15 protein-coding genes, 2 rRNA genes and 5 pseudogenes (1 of these 22 only partly in view) are annotated in these 21,792 nt (G+C 38.5%); 7 read left to right on the top strand and 15 right to left on the bottom strand.

Annotation, left to right across the window (positions count from 1 at the left end; all coding sequences use genetic code 11):
* The 9 genes from MHB75_RS13390 to MHB75_RS13350 form a co-directional block, all read right to left on the bottom strand.
* Positions 1-678 (bottom strand): 23S ribosomal RNA (locus MHB75_RS13390) (it extends 2,252 nt beyond the left edge of the window).
* Between the two features lie 361 nt (positions 679-1,039).
* Positions 1,040-2,587: ribosomal RNA gene (locus tag MHB75_RS13385) — 16S ribosomal RNA — on the bottom strand.
* The 16S and 23S rRNA genes sit together here, the layout of an rRNA operon.
* Before the next feature lie 514 nt (positions 2,588-3,101).
* On the bottom strand, positions 3,102-4,598 hold the full coding sequence (lysS, locus tag MHB75_RS13380) for a lysine--tRNA ligase (protein ID WP_174795814.1): 1,497 nt from the start codon (positions 4,596-4,598) through the stop codon (positions 3,102-3,104).
* A 104-nt stretch (positions 4,599-4,702) separates the two neighbouring features.
* Complete coding sequence (gene folK / locus MHB75_RS13375; protein WP_141274952.1) at positions 4,703-5,194, bottom strand: 2-amino-4-hydroxy-6-hydroxymethyldihydropteridine diphosphokinase; 492 nt, start codon at positions 5,192-5,194, stop codon at positions 4,703-4,705.
* Positions 5,191-5,559 carry a dihydroneopterin aldolase gene (folB, locus tag MHB75_RS13370; RefSeq protein ID WP_141274951.1) on the bottom strand — a complete coding sequence of 123 codons (369 nt, stop codon included), beginning with the start codon at positions 5,557-5,559 and terminating at the stop codon, positions 5,191-5,193. The genes folK and folB overlap by 4 nt, the downstream gene beginning before the upstream one ends.
* Before the next feature lie 11 nt (positions 5,560-5,570).
* Positions 5,571-6,398, bottom strand: a complete 828-nt coding sequence (gene folP, locus MHB75_RS13365; RefSeq protein ID WP_411286291.1) for a dihydropteroate synthase — start codon at positions 6,396-6,398, stop codon at positions 5,571-5,573.
* Positions 6,395-7,234, bottom strand: coding sequence for an aminodeoxychorismate lyase (pabC, locus tag MHB75_RS13360; RefSeq protein ID WP_340998230.1), 840 nt, complete (start codon positions 7,232-7,234; stop codon positions 6,395-6,397). Before pabC ends, folP begins: the two co-directional genes overlap by 4 nt.
* A gap of 11 nt (positions 7,235-7,245) precedes the next feature.
* Positions 7,246-7,815 carry an aminodeoxychorismate/anthranilate synthase component II gene (gene pabA / locus MHB75_RS13355; RefSeq protein WP_141274949.1) on the bottom strand — a complete coding sequence of 190 codons (570 nt, stop codon included), beginning with the start codon at positions 7,813-7,815 and terminating at the stop codon, positions 7,246-7,248.
* Positions 7,812-9,170: an anthranilate synthase component I family protein gene (locus MHB75_RS13350; protein ID WP_141274954.1), complete on the bottom strand. Its 1,359-nt coding sequence runs from the start codon at positions 9,168-9,170 to the stop codon at positions 7,812-7,814. The genes pabA and MHB75_RS13350 overlap by 4 nt, the downstream gene beginning before the upstream one ends.
* 373 nt (positions 9,171-9,543) lie before the next feature.
* Between MHB75_RS13350 and MHB75_RS13345 the strand changes: the two are divergent.
* The 5 genes and pseudogenes from MHB75_RS13345 (at position 9,544) to MHB75_RS13325 (ending at position 12,948) form a co-directional block, all read left to right on the top strand.
* Positions 9,544-10,772, top strand: a pseudogene (locus MHB75_RS13345) (IS110 family transposase).
* A gap of 213 nt (positions 10,773-10,985) precedes the next feature.
* Positions 10,986-11,147, top strand: coding sequence for a hypothetical protein (locus MHB75_RS13340; RefSeq protein ID WP_340995838.1), 162 nt, complete (start codon positions 10,986-10,988; stop codon positions 11,145-11,147).
* An 80-nt stretch (positions 11,148-11,227) separates the two neighbouring features.
* Positions 11,228-12,168: pseudogene (locus MHB75_RS13335) on the top strand (transposase); the annotation flags it as partial.
* 144 nt (positions 12,169-12,312) lie between these two features.
* Positions 12,313-12,525 (top strand): annotated as a pseudogene (locus MHB75_RS13330) (DDE-type integrase/transposase/recombinase); the annotation flags it as partial.
* Between the two features lie 126 nt (positions 12,526-12,651).
* On the top strand, positions 12,652-12,948 hold the full coding sequence (locus tag MHB75_RS13325; protein WP_003107891.1) for a DUF4298 domain-containing protein: 297 nt from the start codon (positions 12,652-12,654) through the stop codon (positions 12,946-12,948).
* A gap of 121 nt (positions 12,949-13,069) precedes the next feature.
* Here the strand turns inward: MHB75_RS13325 and MHB75_RS13320 are convergent, their stop codons facing one another.
* Both MHB75_RS13320 and MHB75_RS13310 read right to left on the bottom strand, forming a co-directional pair.
* Complete coding sequence (locus MHB75_RS13320) at positions 13,070-13,414, bottom strand: hypothetical protein (RefSeq protein ID WP_340998663.1); 345 nt, start codon at positions 13,412-13,414, stop codon at positions 13,070-13,072.
* 50 nt (positions 13,415-13,464) lie between these two features.
* Positions 13,465-14,571: an IS4 family transposase gene (locus MHB75_RS13310; protein ID WP_340998228.1), complete on the bottom strand. Its 1,107-nt coding sequence runs from the start codon at positions 14,569-14,571 to the stop codon at positions 13,465-13,467.
* A gap of 129 nt (positions 14,572-14,700) precedes the next feature.
* Between MHB75_RS13310 and MHB75_RS13305 the strand changes: the two are divergent.
* Positions 14,701-15,592: pseudogene (locus tag MHB75_RS13305) on the top strand (transposase); the annotation flags it as partial.
* Between the two features lie 135 nt (positions 15,593-15,727).
* Here the strand turns inward: MHB75_RS13305 and cysK are convergent.
* Both cysK and MHB75_RS13295 read right to left on the bottom strand, forming a co-directional pair.
* Positions 15,728-16,666, bottom strand: a complete 939-nt coding sequence (gene cysK, locus MHB75_RS13300) for a cysteine synthase A (RefSeq protein WP_340998227.1) — start codon at positions 16,664-16,666, stop codon at positions 15,728-15,730.
* A 174-nt stretch (positions 16,667-16,840) separates the two neighbouring features.
* Positions 16,841-17,035 (bottom strand): annotated as a pseudogene (locus tag MHB75_RS13295) (aldehyde dehydrogenase family protein); the annotation flags it as partial.
* Between the two features lie 280 nt (positions 17,036-17,315).
* On the opposite strand from MHB75_RS13295, the gene gabR reads away from it, so the two are divergent.
* The gene (gabR, locus tag MHB75_RS13290; protein ID WP_340998226.1) at positions 17,316-18,704 is read left to right on the top strand and encodes a MocR-like transcriptional regulator GabR; all 1,389 of its coding nucleotides are present in this window, start codon (positions 17,316-17,318) and stop codon (positions 18,702-18,704) included.
* A 55-nt stretch (positions 18,705-18,759) separates the two neighbouring features.
* On the opposite strand, the gene hslO is transcribed toward gabR, so the two are convergent.
* Together hslO and ftsH are read right to left on the bottom strand one after the other, a co-directional pair.
* A complete protein-coding gene (hslO, locus tag MHB75_RS13285) occupies positions 18,760-19,647 on the bottom strand; it encodes an Hsp33 family molecular chaperone HslO (protein ID WP_141274945.1) in 888 nt (295 codons plus the stop codon).
* Positions 19,648-19,757: 110 nt separating this feature from the next.
* Positions 19,758-21,746: an ATP-dependent zinc metalloprotease FtsH gene (ftsH, locus tag MHB75_RS13280; RefSeq protein WP_141275102.1), complete on the bottom strand. Its 1,989-nt coding sequence runs from the start codon at positions 21,744-21,746 to the stop codon at positions 19,758-19,760.
* Positions 21,747-21,792 lie beyond the last annotated feature (46 nt).

Genomic DNA, 21,792 nt, shown 5'->3' with positions numbered 1-21,792 from the left:
TTTCGCTACGGCTCCGTCTTTTCAACTTAACCTTGCATGTAATCGTAACTCGCCGGTTCATTCTACAAAAGGCACGCTATCACCCATTAACGGGCTCTAACTACTTGTAGGCACATGGTTTCAGGATCTCTTTCACTCCCCTCCCGGGGTGCTTTTCACCTTTCCCTCACGGTACTGGTTCACTATCGGTCACTAGAGAGTATTTAGCCTTGGGAGATGGTCCTCCCAGATTCCGACGGAATTTCACGTGTTCCGCCGTACTCAGGATCCACTCTGGAGGGAATGAACTTTCAACTACGGGACTGTTACCCTCTATGGTAGGCCTTTCCAAGCCGCTTCATTTAACTCATTCCTTTGTAACTCCGTGTAGAGTGTCCTACAACCCCAAGAAGCAAGCTTCTTGGTTTGGGCTCTTCCCGTTTCGCTCGCCGCTACTAAGGGAATCGAATTTTCTTTCTCTTCCTTCAGGTACTTAGATGTTTCAGTTCCCTGAGTCTGCCATCAAAACGCTATGAATTCACGTTAGGATACTGTTCGATTAAAAACAGTGGGTTCCCCCATTCGGAAATCTCCGGATCAAAGCTTACTTACAGCTCCCCGAAGCATATCGGTGTTAGTGCCGTCCTTCATCGGCTTCTAGTGCCAAGGCATCCGCCATGCGCCCTTAATAACTTAACCTAATTGATTCCAATCTGCTGCGTAATACTTTGTCAGCTACACTTGTTCGAATGCTCATGTACGTATGTACACTCCGCTTCTCACTGCGTTTGCTTTCGCGTCTTACTTGCATCTTGAAATAATTTTCACATAAGTCATTAAGCCTAAAAAATTAAAACTTAATAATTCAAAATCTATAAAAGAAATTTGTGTTTGTGTTACTTTCAATGTCGTTTTATCCAGTTTTCAAAGAACAAGTTTTACTCTGCGACAAGTAATCGCAAGAGCAAGGTTTGAAGATCATTTGCATGAGCCTTCAAAACTAAACAGCAAGTAAGATAATCTGTATAAGACCCAAGGTCTTTTCCGTTATATTCCTTAGAAAGGAGGTGATCCAGCCGCACCTTCCGATACGGCTACCTTGTTACGACTTCACCCCAATCATCTATCCCACCTTAGGCGGCTGGCTCCTTACGGTTACCCCACCGACTTCGGGTGTTACAAACTCTCGTGGTGTGACGGGCGGTGTGTACAAGGCCCGGGAACGTATTCACCGCGGCATGCTGATCCGCGATTACTAGCGATTCCGGCTTCATGCAGGCGAGTTGCAGCCTACAATCCGAACTGAGAACGATTTTATGAGATTAGCTTACCCTCGCGAGTTTGCGACTCTTTGTATCGTCCATTGTAGCACGTGTGTAGCCCAGGTCATAAGGGGCATGATGATTTGACGTCATCCCCACCTTCCTCCGGTTTGTCACCGGCAGTCTCCTTAGAGTGCCCAACTAAATGATGGCAACTAAGAATAAGGGTTGCGCTCGTTGCGGGACTTAACCCAACATCTCACGACACGAGCTGACGACAACCATGCACCACCTGTCACCAATGTCCCCGAAGGGAAAATCCTATCTCTAGGACGGTCATTGGGATGTCAAGACCTGGTAAGGTTCTTCGCGTTGCTTCGAATTAAACCACATGCTCCACCGCTTGTGCGGGCCCCCGTCAATTCCTTTGAGTTTCAACCTTGCGGTCGTACTCCCCAGGCGGAGTGCTTAATGCGTTAGCTGCAGCACTAAGGGGCGGAAACCCCCTAACACTTAGCACTCATCGTTTACGGCGTGGACTACCAGGGTATCTAATCCTGTTTGCTCCCCACGCTTTCGCGCCTCAGTGTCAGTTACAGACCAGACAGTCGCCTTCGCCACTGGTGTTCCTCCAAATCTCTACGCATTTCACCGCTACACTTGGAATTCCACTATCCTCTTCTGCACTCAAGTTCCCCAGTTTCCAATGACCCTCCACGGTTGAGCCGTGGGCTTTCACATCAGACTTAAGAAACCACCTGCGCGCGCTTTACGCCCAATAAATCCGGACAACGCTTGCCACCTACGTATTACCGCGGCTGCTGGCACGTAGTTAGCCGTGGCTTTCTAATAAGGTACCGTCAAGGTACGTTCATTTCCTAACGTACTTGTTCTTCCCTTACAACAGAGTTTTACGATCCGAAAACCTTCATCACTCACGCGGCGTTGCTCCATCAGACTTTCGTCCATTGTGGAAGATTCCCTACTGCTGCCTCCCGTAGGAGTTTGGGCCGTGTCTCAGTCCCAATGTGGCCGATCACCCTCTCAGGTCGGCTATGCATCGTTGCCTTGGTAGGCCGTTACCCCACCAACTAGCTAATGCACCGCGGGCCCATCCTACAGTGACGCCGAAGCGCCTTTCAACTTCAAAACATGTGATTCGAAGGATTATTCGGTATTAGCCCAGGTTTCCCTGAGTTATCCCAATCTGTAGGGCAGGTTGCCCACGTGTTACTCACCCGTCCGCCGCTAAATCAGAGAAGCAAGCTTCTCGTCATTCGCTCGACTTGCATGTATTAGGCACGCCGCCAGCGTTCGTCCTGAGCCAGGATCAAACTCTCCATAAAAGTAGTTTGAAAGCTCATTTGCTTTGCTAGCGTTATCTTTTGATAACAATTGCTTATTCACTTAATGTGATAAGACTTGTTTGTGATTATCTTCTTGCTTGTTTAGTTTTCAAGGTTCATTCACCAAGTTATCTTAGCGACTTAATTATTATAACACGATACTTTATCTTGTCAAGAACTTTTTTGAATTCTTTTTTTGAGATATTTTTTAGTCACTCGTTAGCGACTTAATTATTATACCAGAGCATTCATTTACAGTCAAGAACTTTTCCAAAAAACTTTGTTTGTTTTTCTCATCAGCTCTTAACGACTTAATTAGTATATCACTATACTTTAAATATTGCAAGCACCTTTTTTAAAAAAGATTATTTACATTATTTGATGTCATTACTTCTTCGTAACAACATGTTTTATATTGTATATCTTCTCTTTTTAAATTACAAGTAGTAAATATACGGGATATAAAAAAGGTATCGATTCAAGATCGATACCTTTTAATATTATATAGAAATAATTAATCGCGTTGACGCATTAATGGGAATAATAATACATCGCGAATTGATTGAGAGTTTGTTAACAACATAATTAGACGGTCAATACCAATACCTAAACCACCTGTTGGAGCCATACCATACTCTAAAGCTTCTAAGAAGTCTTCGTCCATCTCATGCGCTTCATCATTTCCTTGTTCCTTCTCAACCATTTGAGATTCGAAACGTTCGCGTTGATCAATTGGATCATTTAACTCTGTGAACGCATTTGCATGCTCACGACGCACGATGAATAACTCAAAACGATCTGTGAAACGAGGATCTTCTGGGTTTTTCTTCGCTAATGGTGAAATTTCAACTGGGTGACCGTATACAAATGTAGGTTGAACTAATGATTCTTCAATTTTTTGTTCGAAGAATTCATTAATGATATGTCCTACTTCCATTGTATCTTTGATTTCTACATGGTGTTCTTTTGCTAGAGCTTGTGCTTCTTCTTTCGTCATTTCTTTCCAGAAGTCTACACCTGTTGCTTCTTTAACAGCATCTACCATATGCATACGTTTCCAGCCTTTAGATAAATCAATTACATCTTCACCGTACTGAACTTGTGTTGTACCAAGGACTTCTTGTGCTACGTGAACGAATAGGTCTTCAGTTAGATTCATGATATCTTCGTAATCTGCATATGCTTCATATAACTCTAATAATGTAAATTCAGGGTTATGACGAGTTGATACACCTTCATTACGGAATACGCGACCGATTTCATATACTTTCTCTAATCCACCTACGATTAAACGTTTTAAGTAAAGCTCAATCGCAATACGCATATACATTTGTGCATCTAATGCATTATGGTGTGTAACGAATGGGCGTGCTGCTGCTCCACCTGCTACAGAGTTTAGCATTGGTGTTTCTACTTCTAAGTAACCTTTGTTATCTAAGAAGTTACGGATCGAACGAATGATTTGGCTACGTGTAATGAATGCTTTTTTGCTTTCATCATTTGTCATTAAATCTAAGTAACGTTGACGGTAACGTTGTTCAACGTCTTGTAAACCATGGAATTTTTCAGGCATTGGGCGTAATGACTTTGTTAAGAAAGTGAACTCTAATGCTTTGATTGTTAATTCACCCACGTTTGTTTTAAAGAGCGTTCCTTTAATCCCAACAATGTCACCCAAGTCTGCGCGTTTAAAGATTTCATAAGCTTCTTCACCAATCGCATCTTTACGTACATAAATTTGAATTTGGCCACCTAAATCTTGAATGTTTGCGAAGCCTACTTTACCTTTACTACGCTTTGTCATGATACGACCAGCTACAACTACCTCTACTGCTTCTCTTTCTTCTAAATCTTCTTTTGAAACAGCTTCAAATTGTTCATGTAATTCATTTGTTAAGTGCGTTCTTTCAAAGCGTTGACCGAATGGATCTAGGCCAGCTTCTCTGATTGAATCCATCTTTTGGCGTCTCACCAAAACTTGGTCATTTAATTCTTCTGACACATCTTTCACTCCTTATAATTGTTCCGCTCATAGCAGTCCATAATGTATTTATTGTACACAATTTTAGCATACAATTCATGCCTTTCCTCTCATTTTCTTTTGATTGAAAGTGCCTATGTCCATTTTTCAAACAATCGTACACCCTCATGTCCATTCTCAGAAAGGAGTTCTTCTGCACTTTTTTGATGTACAGGATGTATAACTTCTGCGTTCAGTTCAACCAATGGAACTAATACGAAAGCTCGCTCATGCATTCGTGGGTGCGGTACAGTCAATATGGGTGTATCGATTACTTCATCACCATATAATATAATATCTAAATCCATCGTACGTGGGCCCCAACGCACTACTCTTACGCGCTTCAATTCTTGTTCAATTGATTGGCAGACAATTAGTAATTCTTCTCCTGTTAGCTCAGTCTCTACTTCCGCCACAATATTCATAAATACATCCTGATCTTCATATCCAACAGGATCCGTATCATATATAGAAGAAACTCGAATAACTTGGATGTGTTCATGTGCTTGTAAAAGTTCAACTGCTTGCTTTAGAGACGCTACTTTATCCCCCATATTAGAACCTAATGAGATATAAGCGCGCGTCATATTCCCTCACCTCGTGTAATTTCAACAGCCACTTCACGATAATGCCCTGGAATTGGTGGATCTGGTTTAATCACTTCGACTTGCACGCCTTTTACTTGATTCATAAATGTACTTAAAATTGTTTGTGCAATTTTCTCAGCTACAGCCTCAATTAGTTTGTATGGTTTACCTTCTACAATCTCTTTCGTTAACTCATATACTTCTGCATAACTCACTGTTTTATTTAAATCATCTGTTTGACCTGCTTCTTTTAAATCCACAGCCAATTTTAATGTCACTCGGAAACGTTGTCCTAATGTTGTTTCTGCTTCTAATACACCGTGATAACCATAAAATTCTACATCTCTTAAATGAATATAATCCAATTCTCTCTCTCCTATCGTAAAGCATCCATTGTTTTCATCATACGGGCAATCGGCTTGACATCATGTACACGCACCATGTGACAGCCCTTATCTACACCGTAACAACAACTAGCACCTGTTCCTTCCATTCGTTCCTCTACCGGTAAATCTAAAATATGACCAATCATGCGCTTTCTTGAAGTCGCAAGTAGTACAGGATAACCATAATCAACAAGTTCAGCTAAATGACGCATCATCTCAATATTTTGCTCATGTGTTTTTCCAAAACCAATACCCGGGTCGAGCCAAATGTTTTCATGTGGCACTCCTGCTTCCAAAGCAATTCGAATACTTTCTTCTAAATCCTCACGTACTGCTTGGAAAAAAGCATCACCTACATATTCTTGTTGTCGGTTATGCATCAGAATAATCGGCGCATCCCACTTAGCTGCTACCTTCGCAATATTCGCATCATGCTTCGCTCCCCAAATATCATTCACAATATGTGCTCCTGCTTCTAATGCCGCCTCTGCTACTTCTGATTTGAATGTATCAATCGAAATCAATACATCTAATTCTTTACGAATGGCACGAATAACAGGCACAACACGTTGAATCTCATCTTCAATTGATACAGGCGTATAACCTGGTCGCGTTGATTCACCGCCAATGTCGATAATCTTAGCACCATCTGCTACCATCACTTTTGCATGAGCAACTGCTCGTTCTACTGAATTAAATTGCCCACCATCTGAAAATGAATCTGGTGTCACATTTAAAATACCCATCACATATGTTTCTTTTCCAAAATATAATGTATGGTTCCCGATTGGCTTTTCTTTATAATGTTCTAACATCATAGACGTAACCCCTCAATTCTCTTTTGATAAGCTTCGTATAATTGTTTATACACTTCACCATCACAACCTTTAAATTCCTTAGCATCCAACTTTCGTATCGCTACAATTTCTTGAATAGAAGTTGTTACAAAACATTCATCTGCTTGTTCTACATCTTCTTTTCGATAGAGACCTTCAATTAAAGGAATTTCCAAGCTACGCGCTAATTCCATTACAAATTGTCTTGTAATCCCATTTAAAATACCCGTTTCTAAAGAAGGTGTATAGATTCGACCATTGGTTACCCAAAAGATATTTGATGTAATCCCTTCCGCTACATTGCCCTTTTCTGTCACATAAAAACCTTCTAAATCTTTTAGTGAAGGTACTTCTTGGCGCGCTAAAATATTATTCGCATAGTGATGTGATTTAAAGCGTATTGCCTGTTCTGGTTGACTTCTGATTGTATCAAGCCAAACAGCTGACTTTTCTCGGCAAACAGGTGGTAGTTCCTTACGAAAAATGATAACTGTTGGATTTTCATATGTTCTCGCTTGTAATCCAAGTCCTTCATCTCCAGCAGAGACATTCAAACGAAAATAACCGTCTTCACCGTTCGATTTAGCTGTTAACTCTCGAATGACTTCTTTTAATTCCACATCTGTATAAGGTAATTGAATGCGATACGTAGCAAGTGCTGCTCTCATACGCTGCATATGCTCTGCGAATAGGAATGGTTCCCCATCATATGTACGAAACGTCTCAAAAAAACCAAGCCCATATAAATAACCATGATCAAAGGGTGAAATACATAAATCTTCTGCTCTTACAAATTCACCATCTTTAAAGCACCACATACACTTTCCTCCTAGCAATATGTTTTAATGAAGTTTTCTAATAACATAAGCCCTTTTTCAGTCATAATCGATTCAGGATGGAACTGGACACCTTCTACAGCATATTGTTTATGACGTAACCCCATAATTTCGCCTTCCTCTGTCCAAGATGTAACTTCTAAACAGTCAGGTAATGTTTTTGGGTCAACAATTAAAGAATGATAACGTGTAGCAATATATGGGTTCGGCATATTCTGGTTCATCCCTTTGTTCTCATGATAGACAGGCGATGTTTTACCATGCATGAGACGTTCAGCACGAATGACATCTCCTCCGAATACTTGCGCAATCGATTGATGACCTAAACATACACCTAAAATCGGAATCTTCCCTGCAAAATGCTGGATGATTTCTAAACTCATGCCTGCTTCATTCGGTGAACAAGGTCCTGGAGAGATGACAATCATTTTCGGATTCCATTCTTCAATTTCAGCAATGGTCACTTCATCATTTCGTTTTACAAATAATTCTTCGCCTAACTCACCAAAGTACTGCACGATATTGTAGATAAATGAATCATAGTTATCAATCATTAAAATCATTTCGTCAACTCCTCTACCATCTGAACTGCTTGCCACATTGATTTCGCTTTATTCAGTGATTCTTCATATTCTTTCTCCGGAATCGAATCAATAACAATTCCTGCTCCTGCTTGAATATGTACACGCTCATCTTGAATGAAAGCTGTTCGAATCACAATATTGAAATCTAAATCGCCATTATAACCCATCCAACCAATCGATCCTGTATAAATACCACGTCGTACTGGTTCTAATTCTTCAATGATTTCCATTGTGCGAATTTTCGGGGCCCCCGTAATTGTACCGCCTGGGAACATCGCACGTACTACATCGGCATTCGATTTAGAAGGATCTAATTTGCTTCGAACATTGGATACGATATGCTGCACATGTGAGTACTTCTCGATAACCATAAATTCATCAACATGAACAGTACCGTAAGCTGATACTTTTCCTAAATCATTGCGTTCTAAGTCAACTAACATAACATGTTCTGCACGTTCTTTTGGGTGTTCTATTAGCTCATTTGCGAGCGCTAAATCTTCCGCATCATTCGCACCACGTGGACGCGTTCCCGCAATCGGACGTGTTGATAGAGCTGTTCCTTCTTTTTTTACAAGTAATTCTGGTGATCCTGATACAGTCGCAAAATCGGGTGATTGAATAAATGCCATGTATGGTGAAGGATTAAATGTACGAAGCGCTTCATATAAAACAATCGCATCTGTTGTGAACTCTTTCGACTGACGCACAGATAAATTCACTTGGAATACATCACCTTGTGCAATATATTCTTGAATCTTTCGTACAGCTTGTTCGAACTGTTCACCTGTCATCGATACATTTCGTGGTTCCATCTGATGTTGCACACTTAATGTATCTGCAGAAAAGATTCGTTCAAAACCTTCTACTTCCCATTCTTCTTGCCACTTTTCTAAATCTACTTCACTTGTTGAAGTTTTCATCAGTGTCACCATTTGATTCGTCTCGTCATATACTGCCCAAGCATCCACTAAGTACATGTATTGGTCTGGTAGTCGTACATCTGCTTCTGCTGTTTCAGCTAATTTTTCAATTTTACGTGTATAGTCATATGAAATTGCCCCTATTACACCACCTGTAAAAAATTCACCATTTGGTGGCAGTGCATATTCTTTTGTTAGTTCTTCTATTAAATGAAGTGATTCCCCCACGCGCTCTTCTACTGAACCATCTCGCCAATCAATACGAATACCATTATCTTGTGATGAAATAATTGCTAGTGGATTCCAAGCAGCAATCGACTGCTTTCCCCCTCGTCCACTCTCTAATAGAATATGATGTGCTTCTTGCTGTGTCTGTCGTTTATAGCGATAAAAAAATGCGTCCTTCGTCATCGGAAACGCATCTGTTTGAAAAAGCTGATTCGTCAAAGTAATTCCCCCACTGTATGTATTTTCACTGTTGTCCCTAGTATATGAAATGTTGGAAGTTTTCGCAAAAGTGACTACATTTTAAACACAAAAAACAGACTAAGATTAGTAGTACAAACCAAGGCCATGGTTTGTGCTACTATTTTTTTATAGTAGAAGTGAAGAAAAGCCGACCAGCCTCTGGGACCATTTGAGAGTCCGTATTATAAACCGGCTAACTTCACACCCTTATATGAATCAGTTTAGTCTGTTGGGTCCAAGAGATTGTGTATAAGAAAGTGGAATCGATAAGGTATTGTGAAGACTTCTATGACTGGCTAAAAGGGAGAGAAACACCATGAAACATGTCATTGCGTTAGATGTGAGTAAAGGTAAAAGTTCCATCGTTATCTATGATCGGTATCGACAATGTGAATTTGAAGGAGAACTAAATCATACCCGAATTGACTTTGAACGATTACGTGAGCGTATGGAAGAAATCACGAAGCTGGATGCACAAGCCCCTCATATTGTATTTGAAGCAACCGGCGTCTATTCTAAATCAGTAGAAGCGTTTTTCAAACAACATGGTTATACCTATAGTCGCATGAATCCATTGGAAGCGAACCTACAAATGGCGAAAATGCGGCGTCATAAAACAGATGTAAGCGATGCACACGAATTAGCGAAAACGCACTTTAAAATGGAGCGTGAATCGACTTACGTTCAAGATGATTATTACGAACAGATGCGAGCAATCACACGTTATTACGACGAAGTGGATGAAGAAATGATTTTATTAAAAAGTCGGATGCACGCGATTTTACATATGAGCTTTCCAGAGCTTGAAAAATTGATTACACCAAGTTCTGCTTTATTTTTAAATATTGTGCAGCTGTATCCACATCCAGCACTTGTACTAGTCCATTCCAAAACCATCATTAAAAATCGTTTGAAAGCGAATACGAAAAAGAACCTTTCACTTACTTGTGCGGAGAAAAAGGCGATTGAACTAATAGAAGCAGCTCAAAATAGTTATCCCGCAATTAAGCCGACAGATGTTCGATGTGATCAAGTAAAGGATTACGCCATTCGTATTGCGGAATTAAAGGAAAAGAAAGAAGCACTCGTCCAACAGATGACAGAGCTATCAAAAGAACGTCAAGAATATCATGTATTGCGTTCGATTTCTGGTGTGGGCGATTCAACTGCTTGTCGTCTAATTGGTGAAATCGGTGATATTCGTCGTTTCCAAAATGCGAAACAATTAAACGCCTACGCAGGTATAGATATCATGCGGTATCAATCTGGTAATACACAATATCGTGATCGTATCGTATCAATAAACGTGGCAATAAGCATTTGCGAAAAATTTTATATTTCATGATTCAAGGTATGCTTATGTTAAAGGAGAAGCCAAATCATTTTGTGGATTACTATTATAAATTAAAAACGCAACCTCAGAGAAAGCCTCATAAGGTCGCGATCATCGCCTGCGTCAATAAATTTCTGAAAGTGACATTTCAGTTACTGACACGGGGTATTCTATACGATTATGAGTCCGCACTACCAGCTCAGAAATCATAATGAAATGTAGCTCAACTATACCATATAGACCTTTCGAAAAAAATAAAATCGTCAGGTCTTTTTGGCTTGTGAAAATTTAGTTTTATGGTGGAGAGGTACCCCTCCACCATAAAACTAAATCATAAAAACAAAAGAAATGAATTAAATACACTTGACTAATCGTAAGAAGAGGCTGGGACAAAACCCTAGTTAAAAGTAAGAGAGCTTCGGCACATGAAAATGCCGAAGCTCTTTTTGGTCTGTCTGCGGATGTTCGTTTTGGGCGATGCTTTTCGCGGGCACGGCTTCATCTCATGTTGGCGATGCATCGCCAACATGGATATTCCGCTCGTGCTGTTCCCGCAGAAGTCACGCCCACACGCCCATCCAAAATAAAAAAATGGATACAAAAAAAGAGCCTTTCCTGTTAAAATTTAAGTATCTCACCACAAAAATAATAAAAGGAAGTGCTCTTTATGTATAAAAACTATAACATGAATCAAGTGATTTTACCATTAGATTTTGAAATGAAACTAGCTGAAAAGGATATTGCTTTTTCGATCCATCATTTAGTTGAAAGTATTCCAGAAGAAGCTTTCGCTCCTTTCTACAAAGCGACAGGTTGTCCTTCTTATCACCCTAAAATGATGTTGAAAATTATTTTATGTGGTTATACACAATCTATTTTTTCAGGTCGCCGGATGGAAGATTTAACAAAAGATAGTGTACGTATGATGTGGTTAGCACAAGGTTACGAACCAAGTTACCGTACGATTAATCGTTTTCGCGTTCATCCACAGATGCAAGAACTTCTAAAACAATGCTTTATCCAATTCCGTTGTCGATTAATTGAAGAAAAATGCATTGACCAACAAGCGATTTTCATTGATGGTACAAAAATTGAAGCGAATGCCAATAAGTTCACTTTTGTATGGAAGAAGTCGGTTGAAAACTATCAAGCTAGTATGATTGAAAAGTCTAATGCCTTATACGAGCAACTCGTAGAAGAACGTATTTTGCCTGCCATTCAAAAGGAACAAGACGATGCTTTGTCTAGTGAAGAGCTAGAACAAGTCGCTTCGACATTAGAAGAAGTGATTCATATGAAGAATGGACAACTGAAACCCGGTTACAATGTTCAAATCGCAACAGAAAACCAATATGTCCTTGCTTATGAGGTGTATCCGAATCCAACAGATACGAAAACACTCGTGCCCTTTTTACAAGATATTCAAGCTCATTATTTTGATTAGAAGCAAAAACAGGCGCCATTTATCGAAAACGAAAAATCGATGTGGAACCAGTTTTTGGATTTTTGAAGGCGAATTTAGGTTTCACTCGATTTTCACTTGGTGGAAAATCGAAGGTCCGAAATGAAATCGGACTTGCCTTAATGACGACCAACCTAAGAAAGTATGCGATGAGAGGGTAAAACCCTCCCATCACTTATGAAAAAAATCACACAAAAAAGGGGATTGCGTAGGCAATCTCCTTTTTTGTGTAACTGAGAGCTATTTATGTCCCAGCCTTGTTTTTTTATTTATATGGTATAATAGTGCTTAAAAACGTGAAGTATCTGAACAATTTAATAGAACAAGATCATAGGCCAATTAAGCGACGGAATAAATTTTATCGAAGTCTCCGGACTGCCTCATCCACGATTAAGGGGATGGAGACCATTCGAGGAATATATAAAAAGAACCGAAGAAATGGAACACTCTTCGGCTTTTCAGTTTCTACTGAAATCAAGGTATTAATAGGAATAACAGCCTAAGATATTTGGAGTTCAGAGAGGGCGCGTTTGATTTTCAAACTTCGCAACAGAACCCTTTATTAAATACTAATGATTGCATTAAAAATTGCTTTTTGAGATAATTGCTAAAAAAGAGAGGATTCTCAAATGGATAACAAAGATATAGAGCTGATTCAACAAATGGAAAACAAATATGACACTTTTATGCCAGTCTTAACTAATTTAATTGATAGTGTTGAAAAATTTAACTCAATTTACAATAACTATATTGAATTAAAAAATTTTTATGGTAGTGAAAAATGGTTTGAATATATGGAAATTGAAAAAATCCCAGTAAAATGTGGTGTTTTAACAGAAGACCAATTATTTGATATGATTGGTGATCATAATGAACTTCTTGGAGTATTACTTGACCTAACTTCAAAAATGTACAAAAATTTTTAAAAAAAATAAGCGCCACTTAAGGTGCCGTTTCTTGCCTGCTGAACTCATTTTTAGTGACTTTTTATATAGTTTTGATTTTGTTTTATTTTCATCTAACTGTAAACCAAATCATCACAAACGCTTATATATCAATGAAGTTTACTGTAAATTTACACTGTTTAAATGCTAGGTTTAATTCTACAAATTTTTTAAATGTTTCGATTTTGAATTTTATTTCAGGTAAATTACTGGAAGAGTAAGTAGACCAGTCTTTAACGTCACTTCCAATTATAGCTAATTCTTTATGAGCATTAATAATTCCCATTGTTGCCAATTTTCCAGGTTCTAAAATTACGACGTAATCACTTAGTTTTTCTTCTAATCGATTTTTAAAACTAAAATCAATGGAGCATTCTTTATCTTTATCAAATATCTTACAAATGGTGCAGGATACACTACTTGATAGTTTTCGTGCTGGTCGTCGCAACTATACAATTTTCCAAGTTGGGAAAGCGACCTTGTTAAGAGTAAGTGATGTCATGAAATTAAAGAAAACAGATGAGCTGATTTCCAAGGGGATGCTCTCAATAAACGACTGATCTTCAAGTACGTTTGGGAGCTGTTCGTGTTTAACTGCGCCAGCACATGTAGACAATACACAATCATCGCGATGTACATCTGATTATGCACGCCTTGTTCGCTTTGTGCGTAAAACTTCTTGATGTTCAAGTGTTGCTTCAGCCATTTGAAAAATAGCTCGATTGCCCAGCGTGATTTGTACAATTCAGCGATTTCATCTGCACTTAAATCAAATCGATTCGTAATCAGATGCAGCTCGTTTCCTTTTGAATCAAGCACTTTGATGAGACGAAAGACATTTTCTGCACGATTTTGCGTTGTGCCAATCAACATCATTTCATCCGAAAGTACAGTTGAATCGGTCGGCAGTTTAAATGGCTCGATGACACGGAGGACAGCGTTTTTTCGCAAGCGTGAGACGAAGAAATAACCGGCGTCTGTCATGCGATCAAATCGCTCATAATCCAAGTAACCGCGGTCAAAAACGTATAGGCATTCCTTATCGTCAACGAGTACTTCCAGCTGGCCACAATCATGCTCTTTCGCGTTTGTCAGCACCGCCTTGTCTGGGTACGAACAGCCTTTTTCTGTGTAAACTAACCGCAAATGAAGCTTGATGCCCGACTTTGTTTTACAGAATTCAGCCCATTTGTGATTGTTTAGGTTTAAAGGAAGCGTGCTCGAATCAATAATTTTCAGTGGTGTTGTCATGTTTCGGCGCTGTTCATAGTACGACTTTTCATGAATTTGAGCGACTAAATCCAGAAATACTTGTTGGAACACTTCAGTCGGCACTTGGTTTAACCGGCGCCCGAGCTGTGAAAAGCTAATCGATTGTAAATCGGTTGCTTTTTGAAGGTCGTCTGAAAACAGAGTTTCGCTGACTGCACGTAAGCTTTCGGTTTCATTCAGTTGCGCAAACAGCAGTAATTTCAAGAAAGAAGCGATGCGTAGCTTCTTTGTATAGTAATTTAATTGATGGGATTCGACCCATTCCTCTAATTTTGTCGAGGAAATTGGAGAAAACCATTGTTCAAATGATGTTTTTCGTGTAAAATTATCCATGCTTATGTCCTTTATTTTGGATTTGGATGGTTTACTACCACCCAACCATTATAAAGGCTTTTTTTGTGCTTGGATTATATTACAGAAAATTCAGTTTAATTAAAGGTGTGCGATTATTTTAATGCAACGCTAGTGGGTTATACACAATCTATTTTTTCAGGTCGCCGGATTGAAGATTTAACAAAAGATCGTGTACGTATGATGTGGTTAGCACAAGGTTACGAACCAAGTTACCGTACGATTAATCGTTTTCGCGTTCACCCACAGATGCAAGAACTTCTAAAACAATGCTTTATCCAATTCCGTTGTCGATTAATTGAAGAAAAATGCATCGACCAACAAGCGATTTTCATTGATGGTACAAAAATTGAAGCGAATGCCAATAAATTCACTTCCAACAGATACGAAAACACTCGTGCCCTTTTTACAAGATATTCAAACTCATTATTTTGAATTACCTGAACATATTGTCGCCGATGCAGGTTATGGTAGTGAACCGAACTATCAATACGTGGTAGAAACACTCCAACGTAAAGCATTAATTACATATGGTATGTATCGCAAAGAACAGCAACGAAAATATCTTAAAGATCCTTTTAAAACAAGCAATTGGGCATATGACGCAACGACCGATTGTTATACTTGCCCGAATGGACAATTAGTAAAGTACCAATATGATTCAACACGTACGGATAAGACAGGATTTACACGTCATTTTAAAATCTATACATGTGAAGACTGTTCAGGATGTCCTTTCCGTTCATCTTGTACAAAAGCACGTGAAGGAAACAATCGAAGATTGGCCATCAATACGCATTGGGAAGAACAGAAGAAAATGATTCAAGCGACGCTTTCAGAAGCAAAAACAGGCGCCATTTATCGAAAACGAAAAATCGATGTGGAACCAGTTTTTGGATTTTTGAAGGCGAATTTAGGTTTCACTCGATTTTCACTTCGTGGAAAATCGAAGGTCCGAAATGAAATCGGACTTGCCTTAATGGCGACCAACCTAAGAAAGTATGCGATGAGAGGGTAAAACCCTCCCATCACTTATGAAAAAAATCACACAAAAAAGGAGATTGCCTGCGCAATCTCCTTTTTGTGTAACTGAGAGCTATTTATGTCCCAGCCTCTCTTATTTTAACCATCATATTCCTTAGTCATCAAAGTGATAAAGTGGTGTTGATAGGTAACGTTCTCCGTTTGAAGCAAGAATAGCTAGTACGTTTTTGCCTTTTCCAAGACGTTTTGCTGTTTCAAGTGCTGCATATACTGCTGCTCCAGAAGAAATACCACCTAGAATACCTTCTTCTTTTGCTACTTTACGTGCTGTATCAAATGCTGCTTCATTTTCTACTGGGAAAACAGAGCCATACACTTCTGTGTTTAATACTTTTGGTACGAAACCTGCACCAATCCCTTGGATTTTATGTGGACCTGGTTTTCCACCTTCTAATACAGGTGAATCTTTTGGTTCTACAGCGATTACTTCTAGTTCAGGGAATTTTGCTTTTAACACTTCACCTGCACCTGTAATTGTACCGCCTGTACCAACACCTGCGATGAATGCATCTAATGTTAAGCCAGCTTGTTCGAATGCATCAACGATTTCTGGACCTGTTGTTTCGCGATGAACAACAGCATTTACAGGGTTTTCGAATTGTTGCGGTAAGAACCAACCATTTTCTTTTGCAAGTTCTTCTGCTTTTGCAATAGCGCCTTTCATACCTTCTGCACCTGGTGTTAAGATTAATTCTGCACCATATGCGCGTAATAAGTTACGACGTTCCATTGACATTGTATCTGGCATTACGATGACTGATTTATAACCTTTTGCAGCAGCAATCATCGCTAAACCGATTCCTGTATTGCCTGAAGTTGGCTCAATTAGTGTACTACCTTCTTTTAAAATACCGTCTTTTTCAGCTTGTTCTACCATACCTAAAGCTAGACGATCTTTTACAGAACTTCCTGGGTTCATATATTCTAATTTCACGTATACGTTTGCGTCATTTGGTCCTGTTAAGTTATTTAATTTAACGATTGGTGTATTACCTACTAAATCTGTTACTGATTGTACAATTTGATTTGTCATGCAATCCCACTCCTAATCCCTAGTAATTTTGTATGTTTTATTAATTTAATAATACGCGCGCATTTTATGAATGTCAATCAAAAGATACCCTAAAATGTGACAAAAAATGTATTTTTCTAAATTTTCATAAAAAATAGCCGCTTCTTATATGAAACGACTCTCTCATTCTTTTATTTAATTCGTTGGGAACCAACCATTTGGCTCTACATTCAAACGAATATTAATCTGTTTTATTTCTTGGAATTCTTCCAAACTGTATTTACCTAAACTTCGACTAATACCCGATTGTTTATACCCACCACATGGCGCTTCCACATATGTTCGATGATAATCATTCACATATGTGATACCTGCACGTACCTTTTTAATAAGAAGTCTCTCCTTCATGTTCTTTAATTTGATCAAGAATGATTGATTTACTTATGGATATCCATTTTCAGGTACACTCCATATGTTTTCAGAAAAGTAAGAATATGTTACACTTATCCTGAGATTTTTCAGGGTGATTGAAATATACATATTTTTACATAATTTTTTCTCGTTTAATCCTATTTACGCTATAAAAAATATTAATTTTCTAGTTTATTAAAAGTATGCCAATTTGTAAAAAAAGAAAAGAACCACTTTCAAAAAGGAGTTGTGACATAGGATGCTAAAAGATAAAAAATATAAATATCAACTTGTATATGAACGCATCAAAGAACAAATTTTAGCTGGGAATTATCAACCTCATGAGAAATTATTATCTAAAAGAAAAATTTCCGAACAATTCAATGTGAGTATTAACTCCGTCATTGTCGCACTCGATCAACTTATTGTAGAAGGTTATGTTTATAGTTTAGAAAGAAAAGGATATTTTGTAGAGGACATTACAAGGTATGATTTAGATAATCAAGAATGGAGTGGGCTACCTGCTGAATTAAAAGAACATCCAATTGAGCGTCCTTATCAAACTTCATTTTCACATATGGCTTCGAATATGAGCCTGTTTCCTTATAACGAATGGTTAAAGTGTGAGCAAAAAGCGATTCAGCAATTCAATAACGAGCTATCTCACTTATCTCACCAGCAAGGACCTTACATTGTGCGTCAGACTTTAGCACAACATTTGAACTTTAAACGAGGTGTACGTTGTGAGCCAGAGCAAGTAGTGCTTCATTCTTCTAGTCAGGCTTTAATGAGCCAAATACTCGAATTATTTGACGATGCACCGTATACAATCGCATTAGAAAATCCAGGTTACGCACGTTATAAAGCTTTAATTGAAGATCATGGATGGAATGTATTAACGGTACCTCTGGATGAAAAGGGGTTTGATGTAGAACTACTTCAAAATCAAGATGTCCAACTCGTATGTGTCACACCTGCACATCAATTTCCTATGGGGATGATTATGCCTATCTCTAGAAGATTTGAATTATTAAACTGGGTGAACGTTCCGCAAGAGCGTTATATCATTGAAGATGATTATGATAGTGAATATAAATATGAAACAGCGCATATTCCCTCTCTACAAAGTTTGGATCGTAGTCAACGTACTATCTACATGGGTACATTCTCCAAAACATTGTTTCCTGGTATTCGTATTAGTTATATGGTGCTGCCACCTAACCTCTTAAAAAAGTATAAAGAAAAATTCAATCACTTAATTCCGTCTTGTAATACATTAAACTTATATACTTTACATTTTTTTATGAAAGATGGTTATTACCAAAAACATTTATCAACCATGACTGAACATTTTGAAGAAGTACGAAAATGCTTAATTCATACACTAGAAGAGACTTTTGACGAGGACTTAAATATTATCGATGTGCCAGCTGGACTGCATTTTATTATTCATTACAATACAGAAAAATCTTATGCAGAGATCTTAGAATGTGCCAAAAATGAAAGTCTTGAAATTTTTAGTTTAGAACGATTTTACCTTACGCCTGTAGAGGATGATGAGCATTATTTTATTCTAGGGTTTGCTAGTTTACAATTGCATGAAATCCCATATGCAGTGAAAAAATTAAAAAATATTTTAAATCGTTAAATGACTTAAATAAAAAAGCTTTCCACTCCAAACCTGAGCGGAAAGCTTTTTTGTACTATTTTTGAGCGCGTACTTCTTCGATAATATCACGTAGTTCGTCTTCTGAATAACTGTATTTTTCCATACAGAAATGACATTCAGCTTCTGCACCATGATCTTCCTCAATCATCGCTTGTAATTCGTCTTCACCTAGTCCAATTAAAGCATTTGAAAAACGATCTTTTGAACAGTTACATGAGAATGTAACATCTTGACGGTCTAAAATTTCGACATGTTCTTTACCTAATACTGCTTCTAAAATTTCTTCTGGTGTGAAACCTTTTTCAATCATTTTTGAAACAGGTTCGATTTTAGATAGTGCTTCTTCGATTTGTGTAATGGTCTCATCATCTACACCTGGCATAACTTGGACAATAAAACCACCTGCTGCTTTAATTGTATAATCTGGATTAACTAGTACTCCTAAACCAACTGCTGACGGTGTTTGTTCCGATTTTGTGAAGTAATATGCGAAATCTTCGCCTAGTTCACCTGATACTAATTCAACTTGTCCTGTGAAGTAATCACGTAATCCAGCATCTTTTACAACAGATAACGAACCTTGTGTACCTACAGCACGGCGTACATCTAATTTACCGAATTGATTTAATTCAAAATCCACGTGCGGATTCATTGCATAACCACGTACTTCACCTTTTGCGTTTGCGTCAACGATAATCGCACCAATAGGACCGTCACCTTGAACTTTAATCGTTAATTGGTCGTCACCTTTTTGCATAGCACCCATCATGACACCAGCAGTCATTGTACGCCCAAGTGCTGCTGAAGCTGTTGGCCATGTATCATGTCGACGTTGTGCTTCACCTACTGTTTCTGTTGAGCTTACAGCGAATGCACGCACACTTCCGTTAAAACCAATTGCTCTTACTAAATAATCTGACATGTATTATATCCTCTTTTCTTTATAAGCATAATTAAAACATCTTTCGACATCATAACACAGGTACTCCTATAAAAAAAAGTTGACCGACTCGGAGAGTCGGTCAAACTTTTTTATTCACGTTCTTCTTGAATACCGTCTTTATTTTTACTTAATGAATCTGGTTTTGGAAGATCCGCTGTCGATGGATCAGGGTCTCCTCCAAATGTTTCATCTAACACAAGTGCTTCTGAATCATCGTCTACTTTTTTCTTTTCATATGAGCGTTCCGGTAACTTACCATACTTCTCTAAGTGTTCGATTTGTTCTGCATCTAGTGTTTCAACTTCTAATAACGTTTGTGCGATCAGATTTAATAATTCACGACGTTCAGTCAGAATATCTTTTGTACGTTGATATTGTTCTGCAACCATTGATTGCATCTCTTGATCAATTTCATATGCGATTTTATCAGAGTAGTTTTGTTCTGAAGACATATCGCGCCCTAAGAATACATTACCACCTTGATTTGCGCCGAATTGTAATTGACCTAACTTATCACTCATACCGTATTCTGTAACCATTGAACGAACAATACTTGTAACACGTTGGAAGTCATTATGCGCACCTGTTGATACTTCGCCAAATACGACATCTTCTGCTACACGTCCACCAAGTAAGCCCGCTACTTTATCAAGAAGTTCTGGTTTTGTCATAAAGTAACGATCTTCTTTTGGAAGCATTACTGCATAACCGCCTGCTTGTCCACGTGGTACGATGGTTACTTTATGAACCTTTTCAGCTTCATCAAGTGTTAAACCAACAACAACGTGACCTGCTTCATGGTAAGCAACGATGTTACGTTCTTTCTCAGAGATTACGCGGCTTGTTTTCGCAACACCCGCGATTACACGGTCTGTTGCTTCATCAATATCACCCATATCGATTTTCTTCTTATTTGAACGAGCAGCAACAAGTGCAGCTTCATTTAATAAGTTTTCTAAATCGGCACCAGAGAATCCTGGTGTACGTTGTGCGATTGCTTTTAAATCTACTGATTCATCTAATGGTTTTTTACGTGCATGAACTTTTAATACAGCTTCACGACCTCTAACATCTGGACGACCTACTGTAATTTGACGGTCAAAACGACCTGGACGTAACAATGCAGGGTCTAAAATATCTGGGCGGTTTGTGGCAGCAATGATAATAATACCTTCATTTGCTCCGAAACCATCCATCTCAACAAGTAATTGGTTTAATGTTTGTTCACGTTCATCGTGACCACCACCAACACCAGCTCCACGTTGACGACCTACTGCATCAATTTCATCGATGAAAATGATACATGGCGCATTTTTCTTCGCATTTTCAAATAAATCACGTACACGTGATGCACCGACACCGACAAACATCTCTACGAAATCAGAACCTGAAATCGAGAAGAATGGTACGCCTGCTTCACCGGCTACCGCACGCGCTAACAATGTTTTACCTGTTCCAGGAGGACCTACTAATAGAATCCCCTTCGGAATGCGTGCACCAATCTCTTCAAATTTCGTATGATCCTTCAAGAAGTCTACTACTTCTACAAGCTCTTGCTTTTCTTCATCAGCACCAGCTACATCTGTGAAGCGTACACGTTTCTTTTGGTCATCATACAATTTTGCTTTACTCTTACCAAAACTCATTACACGGTTTCCACCGCCCTGAGATTGATTTAATAAGAAGAAGAAGAGAATGAAAATAATGATGAATGGGATAATCCCTGTTAATAACGATAACCAACCATTTGATTCTTGTGCAGGTAAGAAATTAATATTGTTCTTATTATCTTGCGCTGCTTTACGAATTAAGTTTAATAATTCCTGATCATCTTGTGGTACATTCGTAATAAACGATTCATCTTGTTTATAACCTTCTAACTTACCTTTTACAACGAATACTAACCTTTCAGGTTGAATATCCGCCTCTGTAATTTGTCCATCTTCTAACGCTGTTACAAACTCGTGATAATTCAATTCTTTTGTCGGTTTATTTTTGCCATTGAATGTGCCAAAAATCCCTACAATCACGAGGAAAATCAATAAATACAATATGGCGTATCGAAATACTCGATTCATCCCCAGCCTCCTCACAAGGTAAACAGAAAAACTATAATAAATCTTA

It is taken from the genome of Kurthia sp. FSL E2-0154 (assembly GCF_038003625.1).
Classification (GTDB): domain Bacteria; phylum Bacillota; class Bacilli; order Bacillales_A; family Planococcaceae; genus Kurthia; species Kurthia gibsonii.
The sequence above is the reverse complement of the archived record's forward strand: the minus strand, read 5'-3'. Positions and strand labels throughout refer to the sequence as shown.

Bases quoted from the DNA above. Each gene is read 5' to 3' on its own strand.
- folK (WP_141274952.1), bottom strand. From the start codon at position 5,194: ATGACGCGCGCTTATATCTCATTAGGTTCTAATATGGGGGATAAAGTA.
- folP (WP_411286291.1), bottom strand. From the start codon at position 6,398: ATGATGTTAGAACATTATAAAGAAAAGCCAATCGGGAACCATACATTA.
- pabC (WP_340998230.1), bottom strand. From the start codon at position 7,234: ATGTGGTGCTTTAAAGATGGTGAATTTGTAAGAGCAGAAGATTTATGT.
- pabA (WP_141274949.1), bottom strand. From the start codon at position 7,815: ATGATTTTAATGATTGATAACTATGATTCATTTATCTACAATATCGTG.
- MHB75_RS13350 (WP_141274954.1), bottom strand. From the start codon at position 9,170: ATGACGAAGGACGCATTTTTTTATCGCTATAAACGACAGACACAGCAA.
- MHB75_RS13340 (WP_340995838.1), top strand. From the start codon at position 10,986: ATGAAAATGCCGAAGCTCTTTTTGGTCTGTCTGCGGATGTTCGTTTTG.
- MHB75_RS13325 (WP_003107891.1), top strand. From the start codon at position 12,652: ATGGATAACAAAGATATAGAGCTGATTCAACAAATGGAAAACAAATAT.
- MHB75_RS13310 (WP_340998228.1), bottom strand. From the start codon at position 14,571: ATGGATAATTTTACACGAAAAACATCATTTGAACAATGGTTTTCTCCA.
- cysK (WP_340998227.1), bottom strand. From the start codon at position 16,666: ATGACAAATCAAATTGTACAATCAGTAACAGATTTAGTAGGTAATACA.
- gabR (WP_340998226.1), top strand. From the start codon at position 17,316: ATGCTAAAAGATAAAAAATATAAATATCAACTTGTATATGAACGCATC.
- hslO (WP_141274945.1), bottom strand. From the start codon at position 19,647: ATGTCAGATTATTTAGTAAGAGCAATTGGTTTTAACGGAAGTGTGCGT.
- ftsH (WP_141275102.1), bottom strand. From the start codon at position 21,746: ATGAATCGAGTATTTCGATACGCCATATTGTATTTATTGATTTTCCTC.